Raw genomic sequence first — 23,275 nt, forward strand, 5'->3', positions numbered from 1 at the left:
GGCTGCAACGCAGCACGAGACTATCCGACCAAGGTCGGCAATGGGCCGGGCTCCCCCTTCTAAGGTGCGGTGATGGGCGGTGGTTTTCTTCGCTTGCCTGACAGCGCATTGCCCGCAATCGCCGCTAGCAGAACAGCACCTCCGATTAGGGTATTTACGGTCGCTGTTTCCCCCAGAAACAGCCAGACCCAGAGCGGGCCGAGTAGCACTTCGGCTAAGGACAACAGGGCGAGCTCTGCTGCGGGAAGGCTGCGCGACCCCAGCGTGTAGAGGATCAGGCCGGCCCCAACCTGGAACACCCCCATGCCCATAGCGATGCCGCCGTCATTGGGGCTGAGCACCAGCGAGAGACCGAGGGCAAGGCAGATCGCCAAGGTGATGACGATCGCGAAGAGGCCCGACAGGAACACCGCTGGCAGCATTTCCCCTGTGCGGCCCCATCGCAGCGCCACGGTGAAGACAGCAAAACCAAATGCAGATCCAAGCGCGGCAAGGCTACCCTTCAGGGCGACGCCTCCGGACTTATCTGCGACCATAATCGCGATCCCGCCGATTGCGATGGTGATTGCTATCCAGGTTGCAGCACGAACGGGTTCTCGCAACACGATCCATCCGAGCATCGCAGCCATAAACGGTGCGGTCGCAAACAAGAGCATGGCATTCGCAACCGAAGTGTTCTGGATCGCATAGATGCCGCCCGAATAGGCTGCGACCAGTGAAAGTCCAGCGATGATGGCAGGGGCACCGATGCGGCGGATCTGAACAAAGGGACTTTCGCCCGACCGCACTCGGATAAGCACGTAGAGAAACAGCGACATGCTGATCGACCGATAGAGCAGGATCTGCCACACGACAGCATCTTCGATCAGGCGAATGCCAAGGCCGACCGTTGACCACAGTATACCCGCCGCAAACACGAAGAGCACGCCGTACTTGTGGGCATGCGCGTTGGGAGATGTTGGCGCTAGGGTCTGGACCCATTAATCGACTTGAGGCTGTTCTGGCCGCATGATTCAAGCTCCCAAACTTAAGGGGGTATGATGAGCAATCTTTTCTGGCTGAACGACGAGCAAATGGCGCGGCTTCGGCCATACTTTCCGAAGAGCCATGGTGTGCCCCGCGTTGATGACCGGCGCGTGCTCAGTGGCATTATCTTCATCAATCGCAATGGGTTGTGATGGAGTGATGCGCCTGCCGATTACGGACCGGCGAAGACCCTGTACAACCGATGGAAGCGGTGGAGCGACATGGGGGTATTCGCGCGGATCATGACGGGGCTGGCTGCCGAGGCACCTGACAATAAGACGATCTCAATCGACGCAACCTACCTCAAAGCGCACCGCACGGCCTCGAGCCTGCGGTTAAAAAAGGGGGCCGTGGACGTCTGATCACTGCCCGGCAGTCGCTGTTTATAGCGATGAGAGGGGGGGCGAACGAAAGGCGGTATGAACACAAAGCTGCATGCCGTCACCGATGCAAGTGGGCGGCCGATCCGGTTCTTCATGACCGCCGGCCCCCCTCTCATCGAAACGTCGTTTCGACTGTCGGGCAGTGGGTCAGCGACTATACCGGGGCCAGGGCTTTGGTAAATAGCCTACCCGCCGCCGACTGGCTCTTGGGTGACCGAGGATATGATGCGGATTGGTTCCGTGAGGCCCTTGTAGTCAAGGGAATAACGCCCTGCATCCCGGGGCGGAAGTCACGCGACAAGCCCATCAAATACGACAAGCGTCGCTACAAACGGCGCAACCGGATCGAGATCATGTTCGGACGCTTGAAAGACTGGAGACGCATGGCCACGCGTTACGACAGAAGCCCCAAAGTGTTCCTGTCCGCCATCGCGCTCGCAGCCACCGTCTTGTTCTGGCTTTAAATCAATGAGTCTGGAGCCTAGGACCGGTTCGATGTACAGAAACCAGAAGTTGAAAACGAAGAATGGGACTGACCCAGCCAAACCGAACACAAGGAAAGTCATTGAAGAAAAACGGGCGGTCAAAATAATTGTGCCCGTCAACACCGCCTGCGCTCCAAAGCAGCCCATGATGAACCGAGCCTGCTCCGAGGCGAAAGCAAGCTCCGGGCGGAATGTTACTTCAACGACCATGCTCGGGAAGAACAAGCACCACGAACCCAATAGGAGAAAAATGAGTGAAAGGCATTTCTGTAGTATTCGAGCAGTCATTTTCGTGCCCCTGTTTGAAGGTGAAATGGCGCGTGCAGCGTTGCCCATCGCTACGCATGGAGAACACGGTATTCCTGAAACAGGTACCCACCACCATAGTCTCGTGTTTCCGTATGCTCTAAGCTGAACGGTTCCCTAGTGTCTCCGAATAGCGCAACACCGCCACCGAGGATGATTGGTGCACGCTTGAGGCGCAGAACATCAATCTTTCCCATGGCAAGAAGCGATCCGGCGAGCGCACCTCCCCCACAGAGGTATATCGGCCCGCTAGATCGGGTTCTTATGGCGTCGATTGCCTCGGCGTCGCTGGATCTCTGCACTGCGACATCGGTGCCATCCGGCAGGTCAAGCGACTTCGAAAGGATGATGGTTTCCATGTGCGCATAGGGGTTCTGGCCCGGCTGCATGCCGAAACGATAGCCGAACTCGTAGGTTGCCCGACCCATGATCGCGGTCGCGTATGTTTCAAGGCGGGCTGAATAGTCTTCGACCACCGCACCTTCCTGGGCAAACTGCGAAATATCGCCGCCAGGCCCGGAAATGTATCCGTCGATTGAGACGGCGACGTCGTAAATGAGCTGTTGCATTTTTTCACCTTTACTTGCGATGTTTTTGGGCGGATATCCCAGTCGGTCAACGCTCCTGAAACGCCAGCCTGATGCAAAGCCCGCAGTAGATGCTGCCCACGACTTTCGACTGCCAGCGCTGGATATCCGGATTTTGCCGGAGAAACCGACCGGTATGGCCAGCCGCGATTGCCAATACCAGGGTCGCCAGCGTGCCCATAAGCACGAAGAGCAATCCGAAAATCGTCAGTTGAAGTGCGATCTGGCCGAGGCGCGGATCAACCAATTGCGGTAGGAAAGCCGAAAAGAACATCGCGGATTTGGGGTTCAGAATTTCGGCGAGACACGCTTGTCTGAATGCCTGACCTGTCGAAATCGGCGGCGCGGCTCCAGAGGTCTTGCGAAAGCGGCCCTCTAATAGGGAGCGCAGGCCGATATAGATCAGGTATCCTGCTCCGAGCAGCTTGATCAGCGTAAATGCCTGCGCCGAGGCCAGCAGGATCGCAGAAATTCCGACAACCGCCATAACCGTATGGACGAGGTCACCGAGTCCGATGCCAAGACTTGTTGCGACACCAACGCGTATTCCCGAGGTTGATGACCGGGTGAGCATGAGTAAGATCGACGGGCCAGGAAAGAAGACGAATCCTGTCAAAACGGCAACATATGTCAACAAGACTGGCAAGTCGGGCATGGTGTGTCTCCTTTAATTGCGGCATTCGGACTTGATCATTTAGGGGCTCGGCTGCTGGTCCAGCATCTGTACCAGAGACTGCGGAAAATCTCGAACGGCTCGGTCAGACCCGCTTCGGAAAAGAGCACGCGGGTGCGCGTCCCTGATATGATCGGCAAGTTGGGAATCGCATTTAGTTCCAAACGCGTTGCGTCGACTGACACGCCGAAGATATCCGCGTGCGCCAAATAAATTGGGGCCAGTCGGTCGAAGTCCTCGATTTCATCGAAGCAAACATCGGCGTGGACAAGGCGACCACCGGGGGCGAGCCTGTCCAGAAGGCCTTTCAGATAGGCAAGTTTTGCGCCGTCGTCCCGAAGATGGTGCATAACCAGAAGCGACGTGACGATCTTGAACCTCTCCCTTTGGGGGATATCGTCCACCGTGCCGACCAAAAACCGGACATCCAGAGATGATCCATGATCGCTGGCGACATCCCGTGCCAAATCGAGATTGGGCACCGACGGATCAAGCGCCGTGATCTGGCCATCGAACCGCCCCTTGGCAAGCTCTTCAAGCTCGCGGCCTCCGCCAGCTCCGACGATCAGAACCCCGGACGTCTTGTCGTCGCAGCCCGCAATGAGAGCGTGAACAAGCCGGTACATGCCGTCGAGCCCCGGCATAGTGCGTTGCAACTCGCGGTACATGGCGCGCCGGTCGGCACATTTGTCTTTTGAAATGGGCATTACAACAATCCTTCCCAGCCCATTGCCTGCTGAACAGAGGGGCGCATCCTGATTTTCTCGGAATGCCTGTGCAGAGACGACCAATCCGCAAGCGTCATGTCCTGGTCCGTTAACCAGCGGCAAAGGACGAACAGGTAGACATCCGCCAGAGAGAAATCGCCTCCCATCAGGTATTCGTGTTGGCAAAGATGGTCCTCGACGATCGAAAGCCGTCGACACAGGTGCAACCTGCCTGGCACACAGAAAGACGTCGGGGTTTCGGGCCGGAAAAGCGGACTGAAACTCTTGTGGATCTCGGTTGCAATGAAATTCAACCATTCCAGCGACCGCAGACGTTTCAGGCCGGAGGCCGGCAACAGGGCGGCCTCCGGCATCTTGCTGTCCACGAATTGAAAGATCACCGGCACCTCGGTAAGACCTCGCCATTGTCCAGAACCAGCGCGGGGACATAACCCTTGAGACTGATCTTGTAGAAGTCGCCGCCGCCTGCCGTTTTTCGCGTCCGGTAGTCTACCGCGACAAGGCTGAATGGCAGACCCGCCTCCAGAAGGTCGATGTGCGGCGCCGAAGAGCAAGCGCCTGGCATGAAATAGAGTTTCATTCTGCCGCCCCGTTGGCTGGCAGGTTGCGAAGCGCCAGCACACACAGCCCTGAATACACAATGGTTCCTGTCGCCATCGATATCCAGATGCCGATCACACCCATGTCGAAGACAATCGTTGAAATACCGATCAGGGGTGCCGCCACCCCCCAGTTTCCGATCAGAGAGTATATCATGACAGGGCGTGTCACTTTCCTCGCACGCAGCAATCCGGCGGCTCCCGCTCCAGCCGGGCCAAAGAACTCCGCCATGGCGAGCGCTCCGATGACCGCAATTGCGACACTGACGGCGGCAGGTGTCGAACTCTGTAGCATATAATGCGCAACCGGTGACGCCACTGTCAGAAGGGTCACGCAAAGCGACACACCGATTGCAACGCCAAGCAGCATCGCCGTGTTCTTCACTTCATTCGCGCGATCTGACATGGGATCGACTCTTGCAAGCCGGGTCATCGCCGCCTGTTGCAGGCCGAAGTAAAAGGTGTAGCCGATCCCTGCCAAGCGGATCGCCACGGAATGGGCCGCGGCGTCTGTCACGGAAAGTGATGCGGCATAGATCGTGGCACCCAGATAGATGCCAACCTCTGCCAACGTGGCGACCGCGATCGGTACACCGATGCGGAATATCTCGACAACGTCGCCCCGGTCCGCCCAACGCGCTCCACTGTCGCCGGCGCGGCGGGTTTCCCACGACAAGGCCGCGAGGGTCAGTAAGCCAACCAGCAGCGAGGACACGCCCGCACCTGTCACGCCAAACTCTGGCAGACCCAGAGCGCCATACATGAACAGGTAGTTGAAGAAACCGTTCAGCGGCACCGCGCAGAGCGTAATTCGCAACATGACGCCTGGGCGTTCAATCGCGGTCAGCCGGGTGCGCAAGACGCCAACGGCCAGCATCGGAACCAAGGTCAGCGCCATCGCACGGACGTAGCCCGTCCCCGCCTCGACAAGACCGGGTTCGATGCCGAGCAGGCTGAGAAACAACGGCGTCTGCCACAACAGGAAGCAAATCGGAATGGCAAGAACAATCCAGACAATAGCGCCCGCTGTCCTGAGCCGCGCCAGCCGGCCCGTATCACCCGCAGCGTGGGCCGCCGCGTATAGAGGGCCAAGACCGCCGATGCAGCCGATGGCGAGATAGAAGAAGATCGAATAGAAATCGCTCGCAACGGCGACCGCCGCAAGGGCCTCCATCCCGAAGGCGGCCGTCATCATCGTGTCGGTCACACTCATCGCCATGTTGACAAGAGCGAGGCCGGTCAGCGGCGCGGCAAGGCGCAGGATTGCTCCGGCTTCCGATTTGTTCACATGGCGACCTAAGCGCTTCCTAGCGTGGCGCGTTGGGCGCGTGATATCAAAAGAGGTCATGAATCTTATCCTGGGTATGGCCCGACCAATCGTGTCGGGACTTCTTGGCAACCGCAGGGCCGTCAGCTTTCGGCAGCCTCGGGCACCACGTTGCGTTGGTCGAATGAAGATGAACTTTGAGCTGGACGTTGCAGGTCAGAGGCAATGCCGTTTCCAATGCGTTTTGCTGCAATCCGCGCGGCTTCGAAGTAACCTGTGAACTGGGGTTTGTAGCCAGTGAACCAAAGCCCCGGGTGCTTCGGGTCACGTTCTCCCGCAGGGCGGACAGGGTTGCCTCCGGGGCCGAGAACGCCGAGATGCCCCACCAGCGGTTCGAGACTTGTACGGTATCCCGTGGCGCAGATCACGACATCGGGTTCAAAGCTTCTTCCGCCTTCAAAGATGACTTGAGAGCCATGGAATTCACTGACCGCCGGAACGACTTTGAAACGACCGCTCTTGATCGCTGCGACAAACCCATCGTCGATGGCAAACGCCGTGCCGTCCTGCGCCAGACGGGTGCCACCGCCAAGCGGATGGGTGGTCATGCCATGGCGACCCAGATCGCCAAAGAATAGCCGCTGGGTCAGTGAGAATGCGCGGTCGACGAGCGTTATCGGCAAGGCCTCGAACAATCGCGCCGCGCGGTGCAATGGAAACCCGACAACGCGATTGGGCACTATCGCGGGGCCGTATCGGACGGAAATCATAACGTCCGTCGGCTGATGGCGCGCGAGGTGGTTCAGCACGTCGCTGCCGGAATTGCCCGCGCCCACCACAAGGACCCGCTTACCATCGAAACGGCCCACATCACCAAGGTCAGCGGCATGCAAAACCAGACCTTCGAAACCCCGCAATCCCGGCCAGTCGGGGACATGCGGAACGCTGTCGCGTCCCGTGGCGAAAATGACATGCGCGGCACCTAACACCCCTGCCGAGGTGCGAACGAGCCATCCACAGCCGTCGCGTTCAATCGCCTCCACGTTCACACCGAAGCGGATAGGAACCCCGATCTGGCGCGCATAGCACTCTAGGTAGCTGACAACGCTGTCACGCCGCAGATAGGTGCCATCGGCGCGTGGCGGGCGCATCCCCGGCAGCCGGGCGAAATGGCGATGGATGTTAAGCCGCAATGCGGGATGGCGTCTGCGCCAGGGTTCGGCAACGCGATCCTGCGCCTCGAGGATGGTGACCGCGATGCCGCGGTGCCGGAGTGTCTCTGCAGCGGCCAGACCGGACAGGCCCGCACCGACGATCAGGACGTTATTTGGAATGTTGGTTTCCATGGTTGGTCTTTCTGTTCGGTGGTCGCCACTGGGCGACTGAGACGTTTAAGGATGAAGTGGTCGGGTTCGCGATGGGCCGTTAAGGGGCACCGCGAACAGACCCGCGTGAGCGACGGAATGGATTGGGGATCAGCATGGGTACGTCACGCTGGTAGGCCGCGTATGCCGCGCCGAATTCCCGTAGCAGCGCACGTTCCTCAAAGCGCAGACCGATGGCGATATAGAGGGCCATCGCCAGAACGAAAATCAGATGGCCCAGTGTCATGACAGGGGTTGCGACCATTATGATCAGAAGACCGAACTGCAGCGGGTGGCGCACGATACGGTAGAGCATCGGGGTCCGGAATGTCGCCGGCGGCGTCGGGGTGCCCCTTAGGTTGTGCCATGCTTGTGACAGGCCGACGAACTCGAAGTGACCCAGCAGAAACGTCGCGACTAGTATGATCACCGCCCCAAGCGCTGAAGCTGCGAAAAAGATCCAGACCGCCGGCCCTTCCACCTGCCAGATGACCGCCGGGATCGGCTGCCACTGCCAGATGATCAAGCCCAGCAGCAAAGAGGATTGCAGCACGTAGGTCGCGCGTTCGGCCGCGGGCGGGATGATGCGGGTCCAGACCCTCTTGAAAGCGGGCCGTGCCATCACGCTGTGAACTACGCCGAATAGCAGGATCAGCGCCAGATTGATGAGGGCGGCATCCACTGCGGGACGTGACGCCGGACCGCGCAGATCCCCGACATTGTGCAGAAAGGCGGCAATCCAGACAAAGACAACTCCAAACAGGGCGTAGGTGATGAGCGCGTAGGCAAAAATAAGGTATTTCATGGTGTAACTTTCGTATTGATGCGTGTGAGAATTTTCGGGGGGCCGCTTCGGCAAGCCAGGGCCGCTGTGGTATTGGGCTAATGCTGTGTATTGTCTCCCCGGCCGACGCAGCGCGGCTCCGGCAGGTCTTCCGCTTCTCCCGGCAATGCCTTTGCGCCTGCCAAGGAATGGCTGTCTCTTAAGCACGCGTCGTCACGACCGGGTTGCGGCGTCAGGCCGGACGGCACGGCTGTCGGCACAAGGTATGAGCGATCAATCGCCGTCGGGTCGGTCAGCGTTTCCAAAAACGCAAGAATGCGCGACACCTCTTCATCCGACAGATCCACCGGCGCGAGTGTGTTGGCGCGGGCAATCCTGCCCCGCAGCGGTTTCGAACTGTGAATCCAGCTGTCGCGCATGTCGTAGGCGCCGCGCTGCATCGGGCTTAGGGCTTGGTAGCTGACGCCGGCTCTGCTGCGCACCGGCTGGATCACTGTATCAAGCGGCGGAAGCTCTGCCGGGGTGTAGCGCGCCAGCGATGCCACCGCATGGAGATGGTGACGCACCATATCCTCAAGGGAGGCAAAGGCGCCGTCATGTCCCCACGGTCCGGTCAGCGCGACATTCCTCAACGACGGAGTGCGAAAAGCGAACAGGTCGGCATCATCACCGGTCACGTTGAAACGGCCCTGATCCTCGACCCGATGCGGATAGCCGGAATGGACAGCATAGCTGCCGTCTGATCCCTGATCTTTGCCCGGTCCGATCTGTGGAACCGCGATTGCGTGAAATGCGTGATCCGTCAGCAACGGGCCACTGTGACACGAACTGCACCCCGCCTTGCCATAGAACAGCTCTAACCCGGCTTCCTCGGTCATGGTCATCGGCCAGCCAGCAAGACGCGCATCGAAACGGCTCCAGTCAGACCGGAAGGCCGCTGTTTCAAAGGCGGCAATTGCCGTGGCGGCGTGGTCAAACCGGATATCGCCCGCGACCTCGATATCGTCGAAGGCCGTCATGAACTGCTGGGCATAGGCAGGGTTTGCGGCCAGCCGAACAGCCAAGTAGCGCCAAGCCTGTTTGAAGTCACGTTCCGCGACGGCGTCGGCGACAGGGTTTTCGCCGGGCTGGCCCGCCATTTCTATCGCTGAAAGGACCGGGAACATCGCTTGCGCGGTCAGGGCGTTGTCGAGCCCCTCGGGCAATTGCTCTTTGGCCGGACTTCTGAGACGACTTGGAAATCCACCCATGTGGTCAAGCTCAAGTCGCCCGTCATGAAACATCGACGTATAGGCGCGCGCACCGATGTTATAGAGCGGTTGCGCATTGCGGGGCACCCGCCCGATCACACCATCCTGCGTGACGCGTTCGGGGCCAAAGCCGCTGCCTCCTTCGCCGATAGACAAAGAGACGCCATCGCCTGTCCCGAGCGCCGGATCGTGGCAGGTCGCACAGGCGATGTTCTTATTGCCGGAAAGAACGGGATCAAAGAAGAGGCTTCGCCCCAGCTCGTAAAGCTCCGGGCTGGGGGCTCCGTCCCATAGAAAATCCCTGTCCTCCAGCGGATCGGGCAGATCGGCAGCATATGCACCGATACAGGTGGTCAGAAGCAAGGCGATGGTTAGCGGGGATCTCATGATCACGTCCTCGGTTGGTGCTTTCGCCGCGCCAGGGCGGCGAAAGCGAACTTCTTTGTCGCTTGACGTCCTCAGTCCTCGTGAAATTCGAACTGGTCGACAGAGAGGCTGGCATGCTCTTCAGGCTTGACGTCGATCAGCAGGCGCACGCCGTAGCCGTCAGACATGCCGAGGAGAACCTGCGTCATCTCCCCCGACATTCCTGCAAAAGCGCCAGTACCGCCGGTGATGACACGCGGGGCCTTGACATTGATGTCTACCAGTTCGGCACCCTGGTTGATCAGGATATCCCCGTTGTCGAATTCAAAAACCTGCCGGGTGATGACCACCGCACCGGTTTGCGTGCGCATCCCGTCACCGACGAAATACCCGTCACAGGTCCAGCGGCCGATCACCTTGTCTGGGAAGGCGGGGCTGCCGTCGGGCAGCGTGCCTTCGACCCCGCTGTCAAGCGTGCCGTCCTCGTAGATGTAGCCCTGCGTGATGAACGCATTGCCATAGGCAGGCATGCCGTCATCGAAGACAGGGGCCGAAGCAAAAACGAAGCGGCTCATGTCTTCGGCCACGTCGAAGGACATCGGCGTATCGCTCGCGACGGCATGGGTGGTCGCCATCGCCATCAAGGCAATTGCACAGAGAGTTGGTTTTAACATGGTATTTCCTTTTCTGGGTTGATTTGAAAAACAAAGTTCACAGTCGAAGCGCGAAGTGCGTGCCTCAAGCTGTTCGGTTGGTGGTCGGTGATCCCGACTAAAAGAAACGGTGATGGATGATGGGATCGGGCGGCTCCGCGTACTGCTCGAGGCCCATGTCCCGAAGGAGGTGCCGGGGCAGCCGAGGCAGCTCTCTCATCTCCTTGCGGATGCGCCGCCGCTTCGCGGCTTCTGCCATCAGGTTGAGCAGCGACGTGGCAATGCGCGAAAGGTGTCGGCGCGGAGCGCTGGCGTGGATGGAAATCATGGTCATGTTGTTCGTCCTTGTTGATAAGCGCTCAGGCGCGAGTGATAATTTTTGCATTCGGGCGCCCACACCCAGATCAGAACGGTCGATCGAGATCCGTTCCGTGTGAACATTGACGCGACGAGGATTTCAGGCAGCGGTCGAGGGAAGCATGGCGTTTGCCATGCAACCGACATGCCGGTGATCCGTGCCGCAGCACCCGCCGACGACTTTCAGCGCCGGGAACTTTTGGGACAGAGCGGCATGGAGGGTGCCAAACTCTTCAGGGTCGCCATCGTCCAGGGTTTCTGCCGCGTCGAGTTCCGCGTGGCTCAGCCGCGATGCGTTCGCGCGGACACCGCGGATGCGGCGGCACCAGGCTTGGTTGTTGAGAACGTCGCGAAAGTGCTCAGGATGTGCGCAGTTGATCATGTAGTAGAGCGGTGCTTGCTCGGTTGCTGCATCCGCCTCGAGCACGGCACGTTCGAGCGGCGTTCCGTCCGGCAGGCGTCCGTCCGTCTCAACCGTGTAGGAGATCACGACGGGCACCCCTGCCTTGACACCCGCACGGGTGAACCCGATCGCTTCGGACAGGCTGCCGAAGGTCAGGGCGCTGACCAGATCAACCCCGCATGAGCCAAGCAACGCGATCTGCGGCGCGTGGATAGCCTCGGCGGTGGCCGCATCAAGGGTGAGCGAACCGTCATAGGCGTCACCGGCAGGTCCGATCACGCCATTCACTAGGATCGGCGATACGCGATCTTGCCACCGTGCCCGGATCGCCATGGCAAACCTGACGGCCTCGCGGGTGAGGTCCTGCATTTGGTCGGGCGACCGGCCGACTGCTTCGGCCCAATGCGTCCCCGAGCGCCAGGTGTTGGTATCGAGAACAAACCCGGTTCCCGCCGTCTCGGCCATCGCGAGATAGCGGTCGAAATACCGGTCCATCGCCGCACAGGCGGCCTCGTCTTCGAGCAGGACGCAAGCGGCGAAGGCCGGCAGGTCGAACCCTTCGAGGAACAGCATGGAAGTTTCGAAACCGCCATCGGTCAGGTAAATGCGCGGGTCGGCGAGGTAGCCACGGATCGCGTCGGTGTGAAATGCCGGGCTTTGGTTTTGAATAGTCATCTTGGTCCCTTTTTTGCTTTTGGTTGGCCCACACGGCCGTTTCCTGGGCTGTCATATGGACGCAGCCTGCGAGTCGCGTTAGAAGAGGAAAAGACCAAAACGGTTCTTATCGGACCAATTCAGTGATCAGGAGGAACAAATGAGCATAAATACTGCTGTTATCGGATCGCGCCTTGCCGGATCCTCTGTGGTGTTCTCGATCCTCGACGTGCTGGCCTCGGTCGGGCGTGACTGGGCCATGCTGCATGGCATCCCGGCGGCGGAACCGATTTTCGAGGTCAGTCTGCGGACCCTGGACGGGGCACCATACTGGGACGTCAACGGGCGCAAGATCACGCCGGACGCGAAGTTGGACGAAGCGCCCGTGCCTGACCTGATCATCGTGCCCGATCTTTTGTTTGCCCCGGAAACCGGGCTGCCCGAAGACTTCGCCTCGATCGCCGACTCGATCGCCGATGCTTATGCGCGCGGTGCCATCGTCGCCTCGGTCTGCTCTGGCGCGGTGCTCCTTGGCATGGCTGGCGTGCTCGACGGGAAGGAGGCGACGACCCATTGGGGCTATGCCGACATGCTGGGCCGGGATTTCCCCACGGTAAACGTCTGTCGCGAACGCATCCTCGTGCCCGCAGGCGAGGGTCACCGCGTCATCACCGCCGGCGGCATGTCGGCGTGGGAAGACCTCATGCTCTATCTGATCGGGCGTTTCGCGGGGGCCGAGGAAGCGCGCAGGATCGCGAAGATTTATCTGATCGATCCGCACCTTGACGGGCAATTGATGTATGCTTCGCTGACCACCTCGCGCCAGCACCAGGACCAGTTGATCGCCGGGGCACAGGTCTGGGCGGCGCAGCACTACGACACGTCAAGCCCGGTTGCAGCCATGGCCGAACGAAGTGGCATGACCGAACGCGGCTTCCATCGCCGGTTCAAAAGGGCGACCGGTCAAGCACCTGTCGAGTACATCCAGACATTGCGGGTCGAGGAAGCCAAGCAGCTTCTGGAAACCACCGGTGCGCCGATCGACGAGATCGCCGCAGAGGTCGGCTATTCCGAACCGTCGAGCTTCCGCTCGGCATTCCGAAAGCGCGTCGGTATCTCCGCCTCGGCCTACCGAAAGAAATGGCAGGCTCTCTCACCAGTAACTCAGTGATCGTTGAAAATCTGACATTCCGGGAGTTCCTACAAGAACGCATTTCTGAGTGAGATCACTACATTCTTATTGTGGCTTCGCTGTCGTGGGGTGGTTTGTCCGTCTTCATATAAAATGGAACATCAGAGCGGCTTGAGCATTGGAGGCTCTGGCTCGTTTGTGTGATTGATTATGCTGCTTGTTTTTGATGTTGCAAGCGACGTTGTTGGATTGTCTGTTTCTTGATCTTCTTCCTTTCCCTGAGAATGGCTTTGTCGCGACCGAAGTAGACGTCTGCGGGTGTGACGTTGTTCAGGCTCTCGTGGTAACGCTGGTTGTTGTAGTATTCGACGAAGGCCCCGATTTGGCGTTCGAGATCACCGGGTAGGTAGTAGTTCTCCAGCAGAACCCTGTTCTTCATGGTCTGGTGCCAGCGTTCGATCTTGCCTTGGGTCTGCGGGTGGAATGGCGCGCCGCGGACATGCGTCATTTTTTGATCCTCCAACCACTTGGTCAGATCGCCTGAGATGTAGCATGAGCCGTTGTCGCTAAGCAGACGTGGCTTGTGCCGCACAACAGCCTGGTCGCAGCCTGATGCTGTCAGAGCCAGTTCAATCGTGTCTGTCACATCTTCGGCCCGCATATTTGTGCAGAGCTTCCAGGCGATGATGTAGCGGCTGTAATCGTCCAGGATCGTGCTGAGATAATACCAACCCCAGCCAATGATCTTGAAGTAGGTGAAGTCGGTCTGCCACATCTCGTTGATGGCCGTTGTCTTATCTTTGAACTCATCGGCCGCTTTGATCACCACGTAATCCGGTGCGGTGATGAGATCAGCAGCTTTGAGAATGCGATAAGCTGACGATTCAGATATAAAATACCGCTTCTCATCCGTGTATTTGACGGCCAGTTCCCGGGTGGTCAGCTCTTCATGTTCCAGCGCAAACTCAATCAGGTCGCCACGGCGGGCATCCGGGATGCGGTTCCAGACCGATCTTGGGCGTGGAGATCTGTCAGCCAGTCCATCCAGGCCGCCGTCGACATAGAGATCGTACCATCGATAGAATGTCGTGCGTGGGATGCCCAGCATGTCGAGGGTCTGCTTGACTGGCAGATGCGATCCCTCAACGGTGCGGATGATCTCCAGTTTCTCAGACGCAGGGTATCTCATTCCTCGAACTCCCCAGCCCCTGTCATGCTTTTTTGAGCAGACGGTTCTCAAGGGTCAGATCGGCAACGCATTCTTTCAGGGCCAAGGACTCAGAACGCAAATCCTTTACCTCAGGCGATGTGGCCTGCCGTGCCGTGTCGCCAGATAACCGGCGCTTGCCAGCTTCGAGAAATTCCTTCGACCAGCTGTAATAAAGGCTCTCAGCGATACCTTCGCGGCGACACAGCACCGAGATGCTTTCCTCGCCGCGCAAGCCTGCCAATACAATGCGGATCTTCTCTTCAGCTGAATATGTCTGCCGGGTCTTACGGCGGATGTTCTTAACTACCTTGTCGGCAGCGTCTTTGGACGTCTGGGCTTTCTTCGTCATCTCGATCTCCTAATCGATAAGATGAACCAGAAATCCTCCCTTATTCAAACCCTCAAATCTGTCCCGCGGGTGCTGACGTCAGACACTGAAAAAGGATATCAATTGAAACATTTGTTGCTAACGGGCGTTTTGGCACTTTCGGCCTGTGCCTCTTCAGACAGGGCCCAAATGAGCCAGACAAACGCTTCGCAACGTTTCGGTACCGACCCAAAACTGCAGTAGTTGCCCCTCCACTTCGATCCGTCAAGGAACGAGATGCGCCCTTGCGGCCACATCTCTCCTTTTGGAAACTGTAAGCACTACATGTGATCGGCACCAAAAAACTGAACCACTACCGGCTGGCACCGGTAGGATCGGTGATGTGCTACTCCAGATACTGAAGTACGATGTCTTCCGTGACGGCACCGTTGGTGGTTGAAAAATACCCACGACCCCAAAAGCGTCGTCCCCAATATCTGCGCTTCAATTGCGGGAATTCCCGCTGCACCTTGTGGGATGACCGCCCCTTCATCAGCCGCACCAGATCCGAGATCGCGAGCTTGACAATTTCATACCCCGTTGCCGTGCTAGGCTTACAATGATGCGCCGCATAGTCCCCAAGAAACTTATCGCACAGGAAGGTCATTGCAGGGGCCTGTAGGTGCCTTTTGCGCTCCTCAGACGGGTTACCCCCCTTTGGCAACCTCACCAAGCAGCTTACGAGCCTCTTTGCGGGCCTCATCAGCGGTCAGTACGCCAAGTTGTCCAATCGCCCGCCGCCGGGTGCGTCCTTGGGCGCGATACTGGACCAAGTACGTTTTGCGACCAGACGGAAAAACACGAATGCCAAAGCCGGACACCTCATCATCCCAAAGGAGTTAAACCATTTTTTCGACCTCTAAACCTTCGATCAGCCGTTTTGTCAGCTTCGCCATATCACGCCCTTTTTCGTTTCACCGATCAGGTCCCGAAGCACTTCCAATTTGCGGAAGCATGGTGCCCCGCACCACAGCATGTAAACCACGGCCAAATCCTGAATTGATGGGGGTTAATTCGGCTGAACTGGCATTTCATCGCTCAAATCAAAATACTTTCCTATCAACGCAAAGTTCGGCGCAGATTGTCGTCAGCCTGATCAACAAATACATGTAGATAGACATTGTAACCGATGTTCAAATGGGGCCCAGATGGATCTGAAATTTCACCATGTCGCAATTATTGTAAGTGATTACGAGACGTCCAAACGGTTTTACACTGAGACACTCGGTCTGCCAGTCATCCTTGAGACCTATCGGGAGGAGCGGCGCTCATGGAAACTTGACCTGCAGCTCAGCGATGGCGGACAACTGGAGGTTTTCAGTTTTCCCAGCACGCCCGAGAGACCGACACAACCAGAGGCCTGTGGCTTACGGCATCTTGCCTTTCGGGTCTTGGACCTTGACGCTTCCATGCGGTTGCTATCGTCGAAAGACGTCGCAATGGAACACGTCAGAATCGATGAAAACACCGGGGCGAGATTCACTTTCTTTGCCGATCCGGATGGGCTGCCCATCGAACTTTACGAAATGAGTTAAGGAATAATCTTACTAATTTCATGACGTTACAGCGTTAAATTTTTTTCCTTGCGAAAATTGGAACGTTCCAGTAACAATTTATGGAACGTTCCAGCCCCTACATGCAGGGATTGGACACTCGGGGGGCTACAATGAGTAAGATCGTTCCAGTCAGTGAGGCTGTCGGCCGTATTCCGGACGCCGCGATCTTGTCTGTTTCGTCGTCCTCGACCCTTGGATGCCCGGATGCTGTTCTAAAGGCAATCGGTGATCGGTTTGCGCACGAGGGACATCCGCGCGGCATTACATCTTTGCATCCAATTGCGGCGGGCGACGTCTATGGCGTCAAAGGGATGGATCATATTGCAAAAGATGGCTTGCTGACCCGTGTTCTTGCCGGTTCGTATCCATCCGGCCCCTCAAGCGTTGAAATGCCGGAAATCTGGAAGATGATCGTCGATAACCGTGTCGCGGCATACAACGTTCCCTCGGGCATCATGTTTGATATGCACCGAGAGGCCGCAGCGCACCGTCCCGGCGTTCTGACCAAGGTCGGCCTGGACACCTTCGTAGATCCCAAAAGGCAAGGCTGCGCGATGAACGATCTGGGTGCTGCGGCACCGATCGTGTCCCGCACCGATTTCGCCGGTGAAACCTGGCTGCATTTTCCCAATGTCGTGCCGAACGTCGCGATTATCCGGGCCACCACAGCGGATGAACGGGGCAACCTGACCTATGAACATGAAGGCGCATATCTGGGCGGGCTGGAACAGGCGATCTGCGTGCGAAACAATGGCGGACTGGTCATCGCGCAGGTCAAACGGGTGACCGCAGCAGGCAGCCTGCGCCCCCATGACGTGCGTGTGCCCGGACATCTGGTCGATTGCATTGTGGTCGATCCCGATCAAAAGCAGACCACGGAAACACAATATGACCCGGCAATATCTGGCGAAGTCATGCGCCCATGGGACAGTTTCGGTCTGCCAGAGCATGGGGTGGAAAAAGTCATCGCGCGCCGTGCCGCGCAAGAGTTGCGTCGCGGCATGACCGCCAATCTGGGCTTTGGCATCAGCGCAATGATCCCCCGCGTTCTATTGGAAGAAGGGCATCAAGACGCGGTGACATGGGCGATTGAACAGGGTGCCGTCGGCGGCATACCCCTGACCGGCTTTGCGTTTGGCTGTGCGTCAAACGCCGACGCTTTCATGCCGTCCCCACAGCAGTTCATCTATTTCCAAGGCGCGGGATTCGACATCTCGTTCCTGTCATTCCTAGAGGTCGATACCCTTGGGAACGTCAACGTCTCAAAGCTTGGCAAAAAACCTTATCTGACCGCTGGTTGTGGCGGGTTCGTGGACATTACTGCGCGCGCAAAAAACATCGTCTTCTCCGGCTGGTTCGAGGCCGGGGCCAAGATCAACCTGACGGGGAACGGCATCGACATCGCCGCTCCCGGCAAATTCACCAAAATGGTGGATGAGGTTGAGCATGTCACATTCTCGGGCCCTCGCGCAGTTGAGCAGGGGCAAAACGTGATCTACGTCACCGAGCGCTGCGTGATCCGATTGACGGAAAACGGCTTGGTGGCCACCGAAATCATGCCGGGCATTGATCCGCAAAAACATATCGTGGGTCCATCCAAGGGCCGTGTCCAGGTGGCGGAAAACGCCACCACCATGCCCAAATCTCTCTTGGCCGAAGCGCCAATGGGCCTGACGCTGTGAGCACGGTGACCTGCACATACGACGACGGCGCTGCTGTCCTGACGCTGTGCAACCCGGCAAAGTTGAACGCGCTGACCACGGATATGCTGCACCAGCTTGAGGCGCATTTGACCGATCTTGACTGCAACAGCGACGTGCGCGCCGTCATCGTGACCGGTGAAGGGCCAAGGGCATTCTGTTGCGGTGCCGATATTGCCGAATGGGGGCCCCTCGCCCCGGCGGAGTTCGCCCGCAACTGGGTCCGCGACGGGCACCGGGTCTTTGATCGACTGGCCCGCTTGTCCAAGCCAACAATTGGCGCGCTGAACGGGCATGCCTTTGGCGGTGGACTGGAACTTGCCGCCTGTTGCGATATCCGCGTAATGGCCCCCCGCGCCACGCTTGCATTGCCAGAGGCAAAAGTCGGCATTGTGCCGGGCTGGTCCGGCACCCAACGGGTGGCGCGCTTGCTGCCGGAAGCTGTGGTCAAGGAAATGGCGCTCTTTGGTCGCCGCATCTCTGCTGAAAGGGCCTTTGCACTGGGGTTTGCCGCTGAGGTGGTTGAGGATCCCATGATCTGGGCCCAGGACATTGTCGCAACGCTCACCGACATATCCCCACGCGCCAATGAAATTGCCAAAGCCATGATCCATGGTGCGGTGGGCGAAGATCGCGCCGCCGCGATTGAAATGCTGGGCAGTGCTGCTGCCGCCGCAAGCGCTGACCGCGACGAAGGCGTTCAAGCCTTCATCGAAAAGCGTTCCCCTAAATTCAACGGACAGTGACCCATGAAAGACCTCACAATCAACGACGCGATTGATTTCGATCTTCCCTCGCCTTTCATCGGCAGGCACTTGATTGCCGGTGAATGGGTTGAAAGCGCGGAGACGTTTGAGCGCGTGTCGCCTTCCCACGGCACCGTGGTCAGCGTCTGCGCACAAGGCGATGAGGCGGTGACCGAGAAAGCGATCAATGCGGCGCGCGGTGCGTTTGCGGCCGGCACCTGGAGCCGTATTTCTGGCAAGGACCGCGCCGCGGTCTTATTGAAAGTTGCGGACCTGATCGAGGCAAATATCGACCGCATTGCGCTGCTTGAAACATTGGAAAGCGGCAAACCGATTTCCCAATCGCGCGGTGAAGTTGGCGGTGCGGCGGACCTGTGGCGCTTTGCTGCGTCTCTGGCGCGCACGGCTCATGGTGACAGCCACAACACACTGGGCGCGGACATGTTGGGCGTTGTGATCAAAGATCCGATTGGCGTTGTGTCGATCATCACGCCATGGAATTTCCCATTCTGGATCTTGTCCCAAAAGCTGCCCTTCGCACTTGCCGCAGGCTGCACCGTCGTTGTGAAACCGTCCGAAATGACACCGTCATCCACGGTGATGATGGGCGAATTGCTGCTGGAGGCCGGATTGCCCGCAGGTGTCTGCAACATCGTCCTGGGCCATGGCCAGCCCGTGGGCAGCATGATGTCATCCCACAAGGATGTAGACATGGTGACATTCACCGGATCAACAGCGGTCGGCAAGCTGATCACGCAGGCCGCGTCCGGCACGCTGAAAAAGGTGGCGCTGGAACTGGGTGGCAAGAACCCGCAGGTGATCTGCCCCGATGCCGATCTGGAAAGTGCCGCTGATGCCGTCACGTTTGGCGTCTATTTCAACGTTGGGCAGTGCTGCAATTCCTCAAGCCGGATCATCGTGCATGAAGATATCGCAGAGGATTTCGTGGCCCGCGTTGTGGCCCTGTCGCGCAAGGTGAAATTCGGTGATCCGCTTGATCCCGACACGCAGGTCGGTGCCATCGTGACGGCCGAACACAATGCCAAGATTGACACTTACGTTCAGGCCGCGATTGCAGAGGGTGCAACACTGGAACTGGGCGGTGGTGTGCTGCCTGTTGGTGGTCTTGGCGAACAGTTTTACCAACCCACGGTTGTCAGTGGCGTCTTGCCCAGCATGGCAATTGCGCGCGAAGAGGTCTTTGGCCCGGTTCTGGTTGTGCTGACCTACCGCACCCTCGACGAGGCCATCGCGCTGACAAATGACAGCGACTACGGGCTTTCGGCTGGGATCTGGAGCGAGAATATTCATACCTGTCTTGAATTTGCGCGGCGCGCTCAGGCGGGCACGGTCTGGACGAACACCTGGATGGACGGCTATCCTGAACTTGCGTTTGGCGGTGTCAAACAATCAGGTCAAGGCCGCGAGATCGGCCACTACGGATTTGAAGAATTTCTCGAGGTAAAATCGCTGGTTATGCGCGTCGGGCGCAGCCGGACACCTTGGGTAAAACAAGACGCTTAAGACAGGCGTCAAAACACGAAACGCAATTATGGGAGGATACCATGCGTTCATTCTTGAAAACGAAAACAGCGATTGCGCTCGCTTTGTCCGTCACCGCGGGCACTGCGGTTGCTGATAGCCACAGTGGTGTTGAAGTTCTGCACTGGTGGACATCCGGTGGTGAAGCGGCAGCACTCAATGTGTTGAAAGACGACCTCGAAAGCCAGGGCATCGGCTGGACCGATATGCCCGTCGCCGGTGGCGGTGGTGAGCAGGCCATGACGGTTCTGCGCGCGCGCGTCACAGCGGGCAACGCGCCAACCGCCGTTCAAGGTCTCGGCTTTGACATCCTCGACTGGGCGAAACAGGGGTCGTTGGCGAACCTCAATGATGTGGCAGCGGCTGAAGGTTGGGACGATGTCGTGCCCGCAGCCTTGCAGCAATTTGCCAAAGTTGACGGCGCATGGGTTTCTGCACCTGTAAACGTTCACTCTACCAACTGGGTCTGGGCCAACAAGGCGGTTCTGGATGCCAATGGCATCGCGATGCCCGAAACATGGGAAGATTTCGTCGCGGCAATGGAGACTTTGTCCGCAGCGGGCATCACCCCGATTGCCCATGGCGGTCAGGCCTGGCAGGAAGCCACCGTTTTTGATGCGGTTGCCATGTCTGTACTTGGGCCAGACGGCTACAAGGCGGCGTTCATCGACCTTGATCCAGCGGTTCTGGGCGGTGACGGCATGAAAGAAGCCTTTGACCGCATGGCCGTGATCCGCGCCAATGTGGACGATAACTTTTCGGGCCGCGACTGGAACCTTGCAACAGCCATGGTCATCAATGGCGAAGCTGGTTTCCAGATGATGGGCGACTGGGCGAAGGGTGAATTCATCAACGCAGGCAAAGTCCCCGGCGAGGATTTCCTGTGTTTCCGCTTCCCCGGCACATCTGAACAGGTCACATTCAATGCCGACCAGTTCATGATGTTCGACCAAGGCGGTGACGTGTCCGCCGAGCAGGCCGCATTGGCAACAGCGATCCTGTCGCCGTCGTTCCAATCAGCCTTCAATGTGGTCAAAGGCTCCGTTCCTGCACGCACCGATGTGTCTAACGAGGCATTCGATGCCTGCGGTCAGAAAGGCATGGCGGACTTGGCTGCTGCTGCGGCAAGCAACAACCTTTTTGGGTCCATGGCACATGGGCACGCCAATGAGGCATCCGTCAAGAACGCGATGTATGACGTGATCACCGCGCATTTTAACGGCGAGTACGACAGCGAAACGGCTGTCCAGGAACTCGTCGATGCGGTCGAAATCGCCAAGTAACCACCACGCGGGCGGGGCAGCAAAAATTGTTGCCCCGTCCCTACCCTGCCCCGTCACATGAGCACAAGGAGGCTACTTTATGCCCCTGTCCGCCAACGCAGACTTTAAAACACGGTTTCAGCATTGGTTGCCAAAGCTGGTACTGTCGCCATCCTTGGCGATGGTGTTGGTGTTCGTCTACGGGTTCATTCTGTTCTCGGTGTATCTGTCCTTTACCGACAGCCGGTTGCTGCCGTCATTCGGTTGGGTGGGCTGGGAAAATTACTCAAAGCTTTGGCGTCTGAGCCACTGGGAAACATCGATCACCAATATGGGCATTTTCGCCGCCCTCTATATCGGGATCTGCACAGTTCTGGGTCTTGGCCTCGCCATCTTCCTTGATCAGAAAATTCGCGGCGAAGGCATGATCCGCACAATCTATCTCTATCCGATGGCGCTCAGTTTCATCGTGACAGGCACCGCCTGGAAGTGGTTCCTTGATCCCGGGATCGGTCTTGAAAATGTCATGCAAAGCTGGGGTTGGACCAGTTTCGAATTCGACTGGATCAAGAACCGCGACTTTGCGATCTATACCGTTGTCCTGGCGGCGGTCTGGCAGACCAGCGGGTTTGTCATGGCAATGTTCCTGGCCGGGCTGCGCGGCATCGACAACGAAATCCTCAAGGCCGCCCAGATGGACGGCGCGTCCAACTGGAACCTGTATCGACGGATCATCATTCCGCAATTGCGCCCTGCATTTCTGTCGGCTTTCGTGATCCTGAGCCATCTGGCGATCAAGACCTTCGATCTGGTCATCGCGCTGACCGGAGGGGGACCGGGCCGGGCCACGGAACTGCCTGCGACGTTCATGTATTCCTACACGTTCTCGCGCAACCAGATGGGCATTGGCGCGGCGTCGGCCACGATCATGTTGATGACGATTGCGGCGATCATGATCCCCTACCTTTATGCTGAACTGCGGGAGAAGAACTGATGTCAGTCGCGTCTCAAGATACCGCCATCCGCACGGGCCGCGTCATGCGCACATTGATCTATCTTGTGCTGCTGCTGTTCGCCCTGTTCTACATGCTGCCGCTCTACGTCATGGTCATCAATTCGGTCAAACCACTGGACGAGATCACTGGCGGCGGCATGATGAACCTGCCGCAGGTCTTTACGCTTGAACCTTGGGCCAAGGCCTGGTCCTCGGCCCAGATTGGTGTTCAGCCAACGGGCCTGTCGCCCTACTTCTGGAATTCGATCAAGATGGTCGTGCCCGCCGTGGCCATTTCGACCGTGCTTGGTGCGCTCAACGGGTATGTGCTGACCAAATGGCGGTTCAAATACGACACCATCCTGTTCGGGCTGATATTGTTTGCCTGCTTTATCCCGTTTCAGATCGTTCTCATCCCCATGGCAAAGATGCTGGGGTTGATGGGGCTTGCCGGAACAACCTGGGGTCTGGTGCTTGTGCATGTGGTCTACGGGATCGGCTTCACGACGCTTTATTTCCGCAACTACTATGCCGTCTTCCCGACAGAGCTGATCCGCGCGGCGCAAATTGATGGTGCCGGTTTCTTTCAGATATTCTGGCGCATCCTGCTACCGTCCTCTGGGCCGATCGCCGTTGTTTCGGTCATCTGGCAGTTCACCAACATCTGGAACGACTTCCTGTTCGGTGCCTCTTTTGCGGGTGCCGACAGCCAGCCCATGACGGTTGCGCTCAATAATCTGGTGCAGGCCAGCCACGGCGTGAAGGAATACAATGTCCATTTCGCCGGTGCCATCCTTGCCGCACTTCCAACACTTCTCGTCTACATCGTCGCGGGCCGCTATTTCGTGCGCGGTCTGATGGCGGGTTCAGTCAAAGGATAA

23 protein-coding genes and 2 pseudogenes are annotated in these 23,275 nt (G+C 58.2%); 9 read left to right on the plus strand and 16 right to left on the minus strand.

The window, feature by feature from the left end; translation table 11 throughout:
- Positions 1-59: 59 nt before the first annotated feature.
- Positions 60-926, minus strand: coding sequence for a DMT family transporter (locus C1J02_RS12210; protein WP_114878830.1), 867 nt, complete (start codon positions 924-926; stop codon positions 60-62).
- Between the two features lie 114 nt (positions 927-1,040).
- On the opposite strand from C1J02_RS12210, the pseudogene C1J02_RS12215 reads away from it, so the two are divergent.
- Positions 1,041-1,873: pseudogene (locus C1J02_RS12215) on the plus strand (IS5 family transposase).
- 359 nt (positions 1,874-2,232) lie between these two features.
- Here C1J02_RS12215 and C1J02_RS12225 read toward each other — a convergent pair.
- The 12 genes from C1J02_RS12225 to C1J02_RS12280 form a co-directional block, all read right to left on the minus strand.
- Entirely contained in the window at positions 2,233-2,769 is a 537-nt protein-coding gene (locus C1J02_RS12225) for a dihydrofolate reductase family protein (protein WP_114878831.1), read from the minus strand.
- Between the two features lie 46 nt (positions 2,770-2,815).
- Positions 2,816-3,442 carry a LysE family translocator gene (locus C1J02_RS12230; RefSeq protein ID WP_114878832.1) on the minus strand — a complete coding sequence of 209 codons (627 nt, stop codon included), beginning with the start codon at positions 3,440-3,442 and terminating at the stop codon, positions 2,816-2,818.
- A 35-nt stretch (positions 3,443-3,477) separates the two neighbouring features.
- Positions 3,478-4,167, minus strand: coding sequence for a bifunctional 2-polyprenyl-6-hydroxyphenol methylase/3-demethylubiquinol 3-O-methyltransferase UbiG (locus tag C1J02_RS12235; RefSeq protein WP_114878833.1), 690 nt, complete (start codon positions 4,165-4,167; stop codon positions 3,478-3,480).
- Positions 4,167-4,568, minus strand: coding sequence for a glutathione binding-like protein (locus C1J02_RS12240; protein ID WP_162798314.1), 402 nt, complete (start codon positions 4,566-4,568; stop codon positions 4,167-4,169). Before C1J02_RS12240 ends, C1J02_RS12235 begins: the two co-directional genes overlap by 1 nt.
- A complete protein-coding gene (locus C1J02_RS12245) occupies positions 4,565-4,768 on the minus strand; it encodes a hypothetical protein (RefSeq protein ID WP_114878835.1) in 204 nt (67 codons plus the stop codon). Before C1J02_RS12245 ends, C1J02_RS12240 begins: the two co-directional genes overlap by 4 nt.
- Positions 4,765-6,075: an MATE family efflux transporter gene (locus tag C1J02_RS12250; protein ID WP_162798315.1), complete on the minus strand. Its 1,311-nt coding sequence runs from the start codon at positions 6,073-6,075 to the stop codon at positions 4,765-4,767. The genes C1J02_RS12245 and C1J02_RS12250 overlap by 4 nt, the downstream gene beginning before the upstream one ends.
- Positions 6,076-6,197: 122 nt before the next feature.
- A complete protein-coding gene (locus tag C1J02_RS12255) occupies positions 6,198-7,400 on the minus strand; it encodes an NAD(P)/FAD-dependent oxidoreductase (protein WP_114878837.1) in 1,203 nt (400 codons plus the stop codon).
- Between the two features lie 79 nt (positions 7,401-7,479).
- Entirely contained in the window at positions 7,480-8,223 is a 744-nt protein-coding gene (locus tag C1J02_RS12260) for an isoprenylcysteine carboxylmethyltransferase family protein (RefSeq protein WP_114878838.1), read from the minus strand.
- A gap of 77 nt (positions 8,224-8,300) precedes the next feature.
- Entirely contained in the window at positions 8,301-9,839 is a 1,539-nt protein-coding gene (locus C1J02_RS12265; RefSeq protein ID WP_114880536.1) for a cytochrome-c peroxidase, read from the minus strand.
- A gap of 71 nt (positions 9,840-9,910) precedes the next feature.
- Positions 9,911-10,492 (minus strand): hypothetical protein, encoded by a 582-nt coding sequence (locus C1J02_RS12270; RefSeq protein ID WP_114878839.1) that lies wholly within the window; start codon positions 10,490-10,492, stop codon positions 9,911-9,913.
- Positions 10,493-10,589: 97 nt separating this feature from the next.
- Positions 10,590-10,805: a hypothetical protein gene (locus C1J02_RS12275; RefSeq protein WP_114878840.1), complete on the minus strand. Its 216-nt coding sequence runs from the start codon at positions 10,803-10,805 to the stop codon at positions 10,590-10,592.
- A gap of 123 nt (positions 10,806-10,928) precedes the next feature.
- Complete coding sequence (locus C1J02_RS12280) at positions 10,929-11,906, minus strand: homocysteine S-methyltransferase family protein (protein ID WP_114878841.1); 978 nt, start codon at positions 11,904-11,906, stop codon at positions 10,929-10,931.
- 139 nt (positions 11,907-12,045) lie between these two features.
- Here C1J02_RS12280 and C1J02_RS12285 point away from each other — a divergent pair, with 139 nt between their 5' ends.
- Positions 12,046-13,056 carry a GlxA family transcriptional regulator gene (locus C1J02_RS12285; RefSeq protein ID WP_114878842.1) on the plus strand — a complete coding sequence of 337 codons (1,011 nt, stop codon included), beginning with the start codon at positions 12,046-12,048 and terminating at the stop codon, positions 13,054-13,056.
- Between the two features lie 169 nt (positions 13,057-13,225).
- On the opposite strand, the gene C1J02_RS12290 is transcribed toward C1J02_RS12285, so the two are convergent.
- The 3 genes and pseudogenes from C1J02_RS12290 to C1J02_RS21310 all read right to left on the minus strand — a co-directional run bounded on the left by C1J02_RS12290 (position 13,226) and on the right by C1J02_RS21310 (position 15,415).
- A protein-coding gene (locus tag C1J02_RS12290) for an IS3 family transposase (RefSeq protein ID WP_114877554.1) occupies positions 13,226-14,576 on the minus strand; the annotation gives its coding sequence in 2 pieces (ribosomal slippage) (positions 13,226-14,240 and positions 14,239-14,576; 1,353 coding nt in all).
- 364 nt (positions 14,577-14,940) lie between these two features.
- Positions 14,941-15,117: pseudogene (locus C1J02_RS12300) on the minus strand (transposase); the annotation flags it as partial.
- 124 nt (positions 15,118-15,241) lie between these two features.
- On the minus strand, positions 15,242-15,415 hold the full coding sequence (locus C1J02_RS21310) for an Arm DNA-binding domain-containing protein (protein ID WP_114878844.1): 174 nt from the start codon (positions 15,413-15,415) through the stop codon (positions 15,242-15,244).
- A 327-nt stretch (positions 15,416-15,742) separates the two neighbouring features.
- Here C1J02_RS21310 and C1J02_RS12310 point away from each other — a divergent pair, with 327 nt between their 5' ends.
- From C1J02_RS12310 to C1J02_RS12340, 7 genes are all read left to right on the plus strand, one after another.
- Positions 15,743-16,129 (plus strand): VOC family protein, encoded by a 387-nt coding sequence (locus tag C1J02_RS12310; RefSeq protein ID WP_114878845.1) that lies wholly within the window; start codon positions 15,743-15,745, stop codon positions 16,127-16,129.
- 131 nt (positions 16,130-16,260) lie between these two features.
- Positions 16,261-17,832: an acyl CoA:acetate/3-ketoacid CoA transferase gene (locus tag C1J02_RS12315; RefSeq protein ID WP_114878846.1), complete on the plus strand. Its 1,572-nt coding sequence runs from the start codon at positions 16,261-16,263 to the stop codon at positions 17,830-17,832.
- Positions 17,829-18,596 (plus strand): enoyl-CoA hydratase/isomerase family protein, encoded by a 768-nt coding sequence (locus C1J02_RS12320; protein WP_114878847.1) that lies wholly within the window; start codon positions 17,829-17,831, stop codon positions 18,594-18,596. The genes C1J02_RS12315 and C1J02_RS12320 overlap by 4 nt, the downstream gene beginning before the upstream one ends.
- Positions 18,597-18,599: 3 nt before the next feature.
- On the plus strand, positions 18,600-20,120 hold the full coding sequence (locus C1J02_RS12325; protein ID WP_114878848.1) for an aldehyde dehydrogenase family protein: 1,521 nt from the start codon (positions 18,600-18,602) through the stop codon (positions 20,118-20,120).
- Positions 20,121-20,161: 41 nt separating this feature from the next.
- Positions 20,162-21,421, plus strand: a complete 1,260-nt coding sequence (locus C1J02_RS12330) for an ABC transporter substrate-binding protein (protein WP_114878849.1) — start codon at positions 20,162-20,164, stop codon at positions 21,419-21,421.
- A 79-nt stretch (positions 21,422-21,500) separates the two neighbouring features.
- The gene (locus C1J02_RS12335) at positions 21,501-22,394 is read left to right on the plus strand and encodes a carbohydrate ABC transporter permease (protein WP_114878850.1); all 894 of its coding nucleotides are present in this window, start codon (positions 21,501-21,503) and stop codon (positions 22,392-22,394) included.
- Positions 22,394-23,275 (plus strand): carbohydrate ABC transporter permease, encoded by an 882-nt coding sequence (locus tag C1J02_RS12340; RefSeq protein ID WP_114878851.1) that lies wholly within the window; start codon positions 22,394-22,396, stop codon positions 23,273-23,275. Before C1J02_RS12335 ends, C1J02_RS12340 begins: the two co-directional genes overlap by 1 nt.

Source organism: Sulfitobacter sp. SK011, assembly GCF_003352065.1.
In the GTDB taxonomy this organism is placed as follows: Bacteria; Pseudomonadota; Alphaproteobacteria; order Rhodobacterales; family Rhodobacteraceae; genus Sulfitobacter.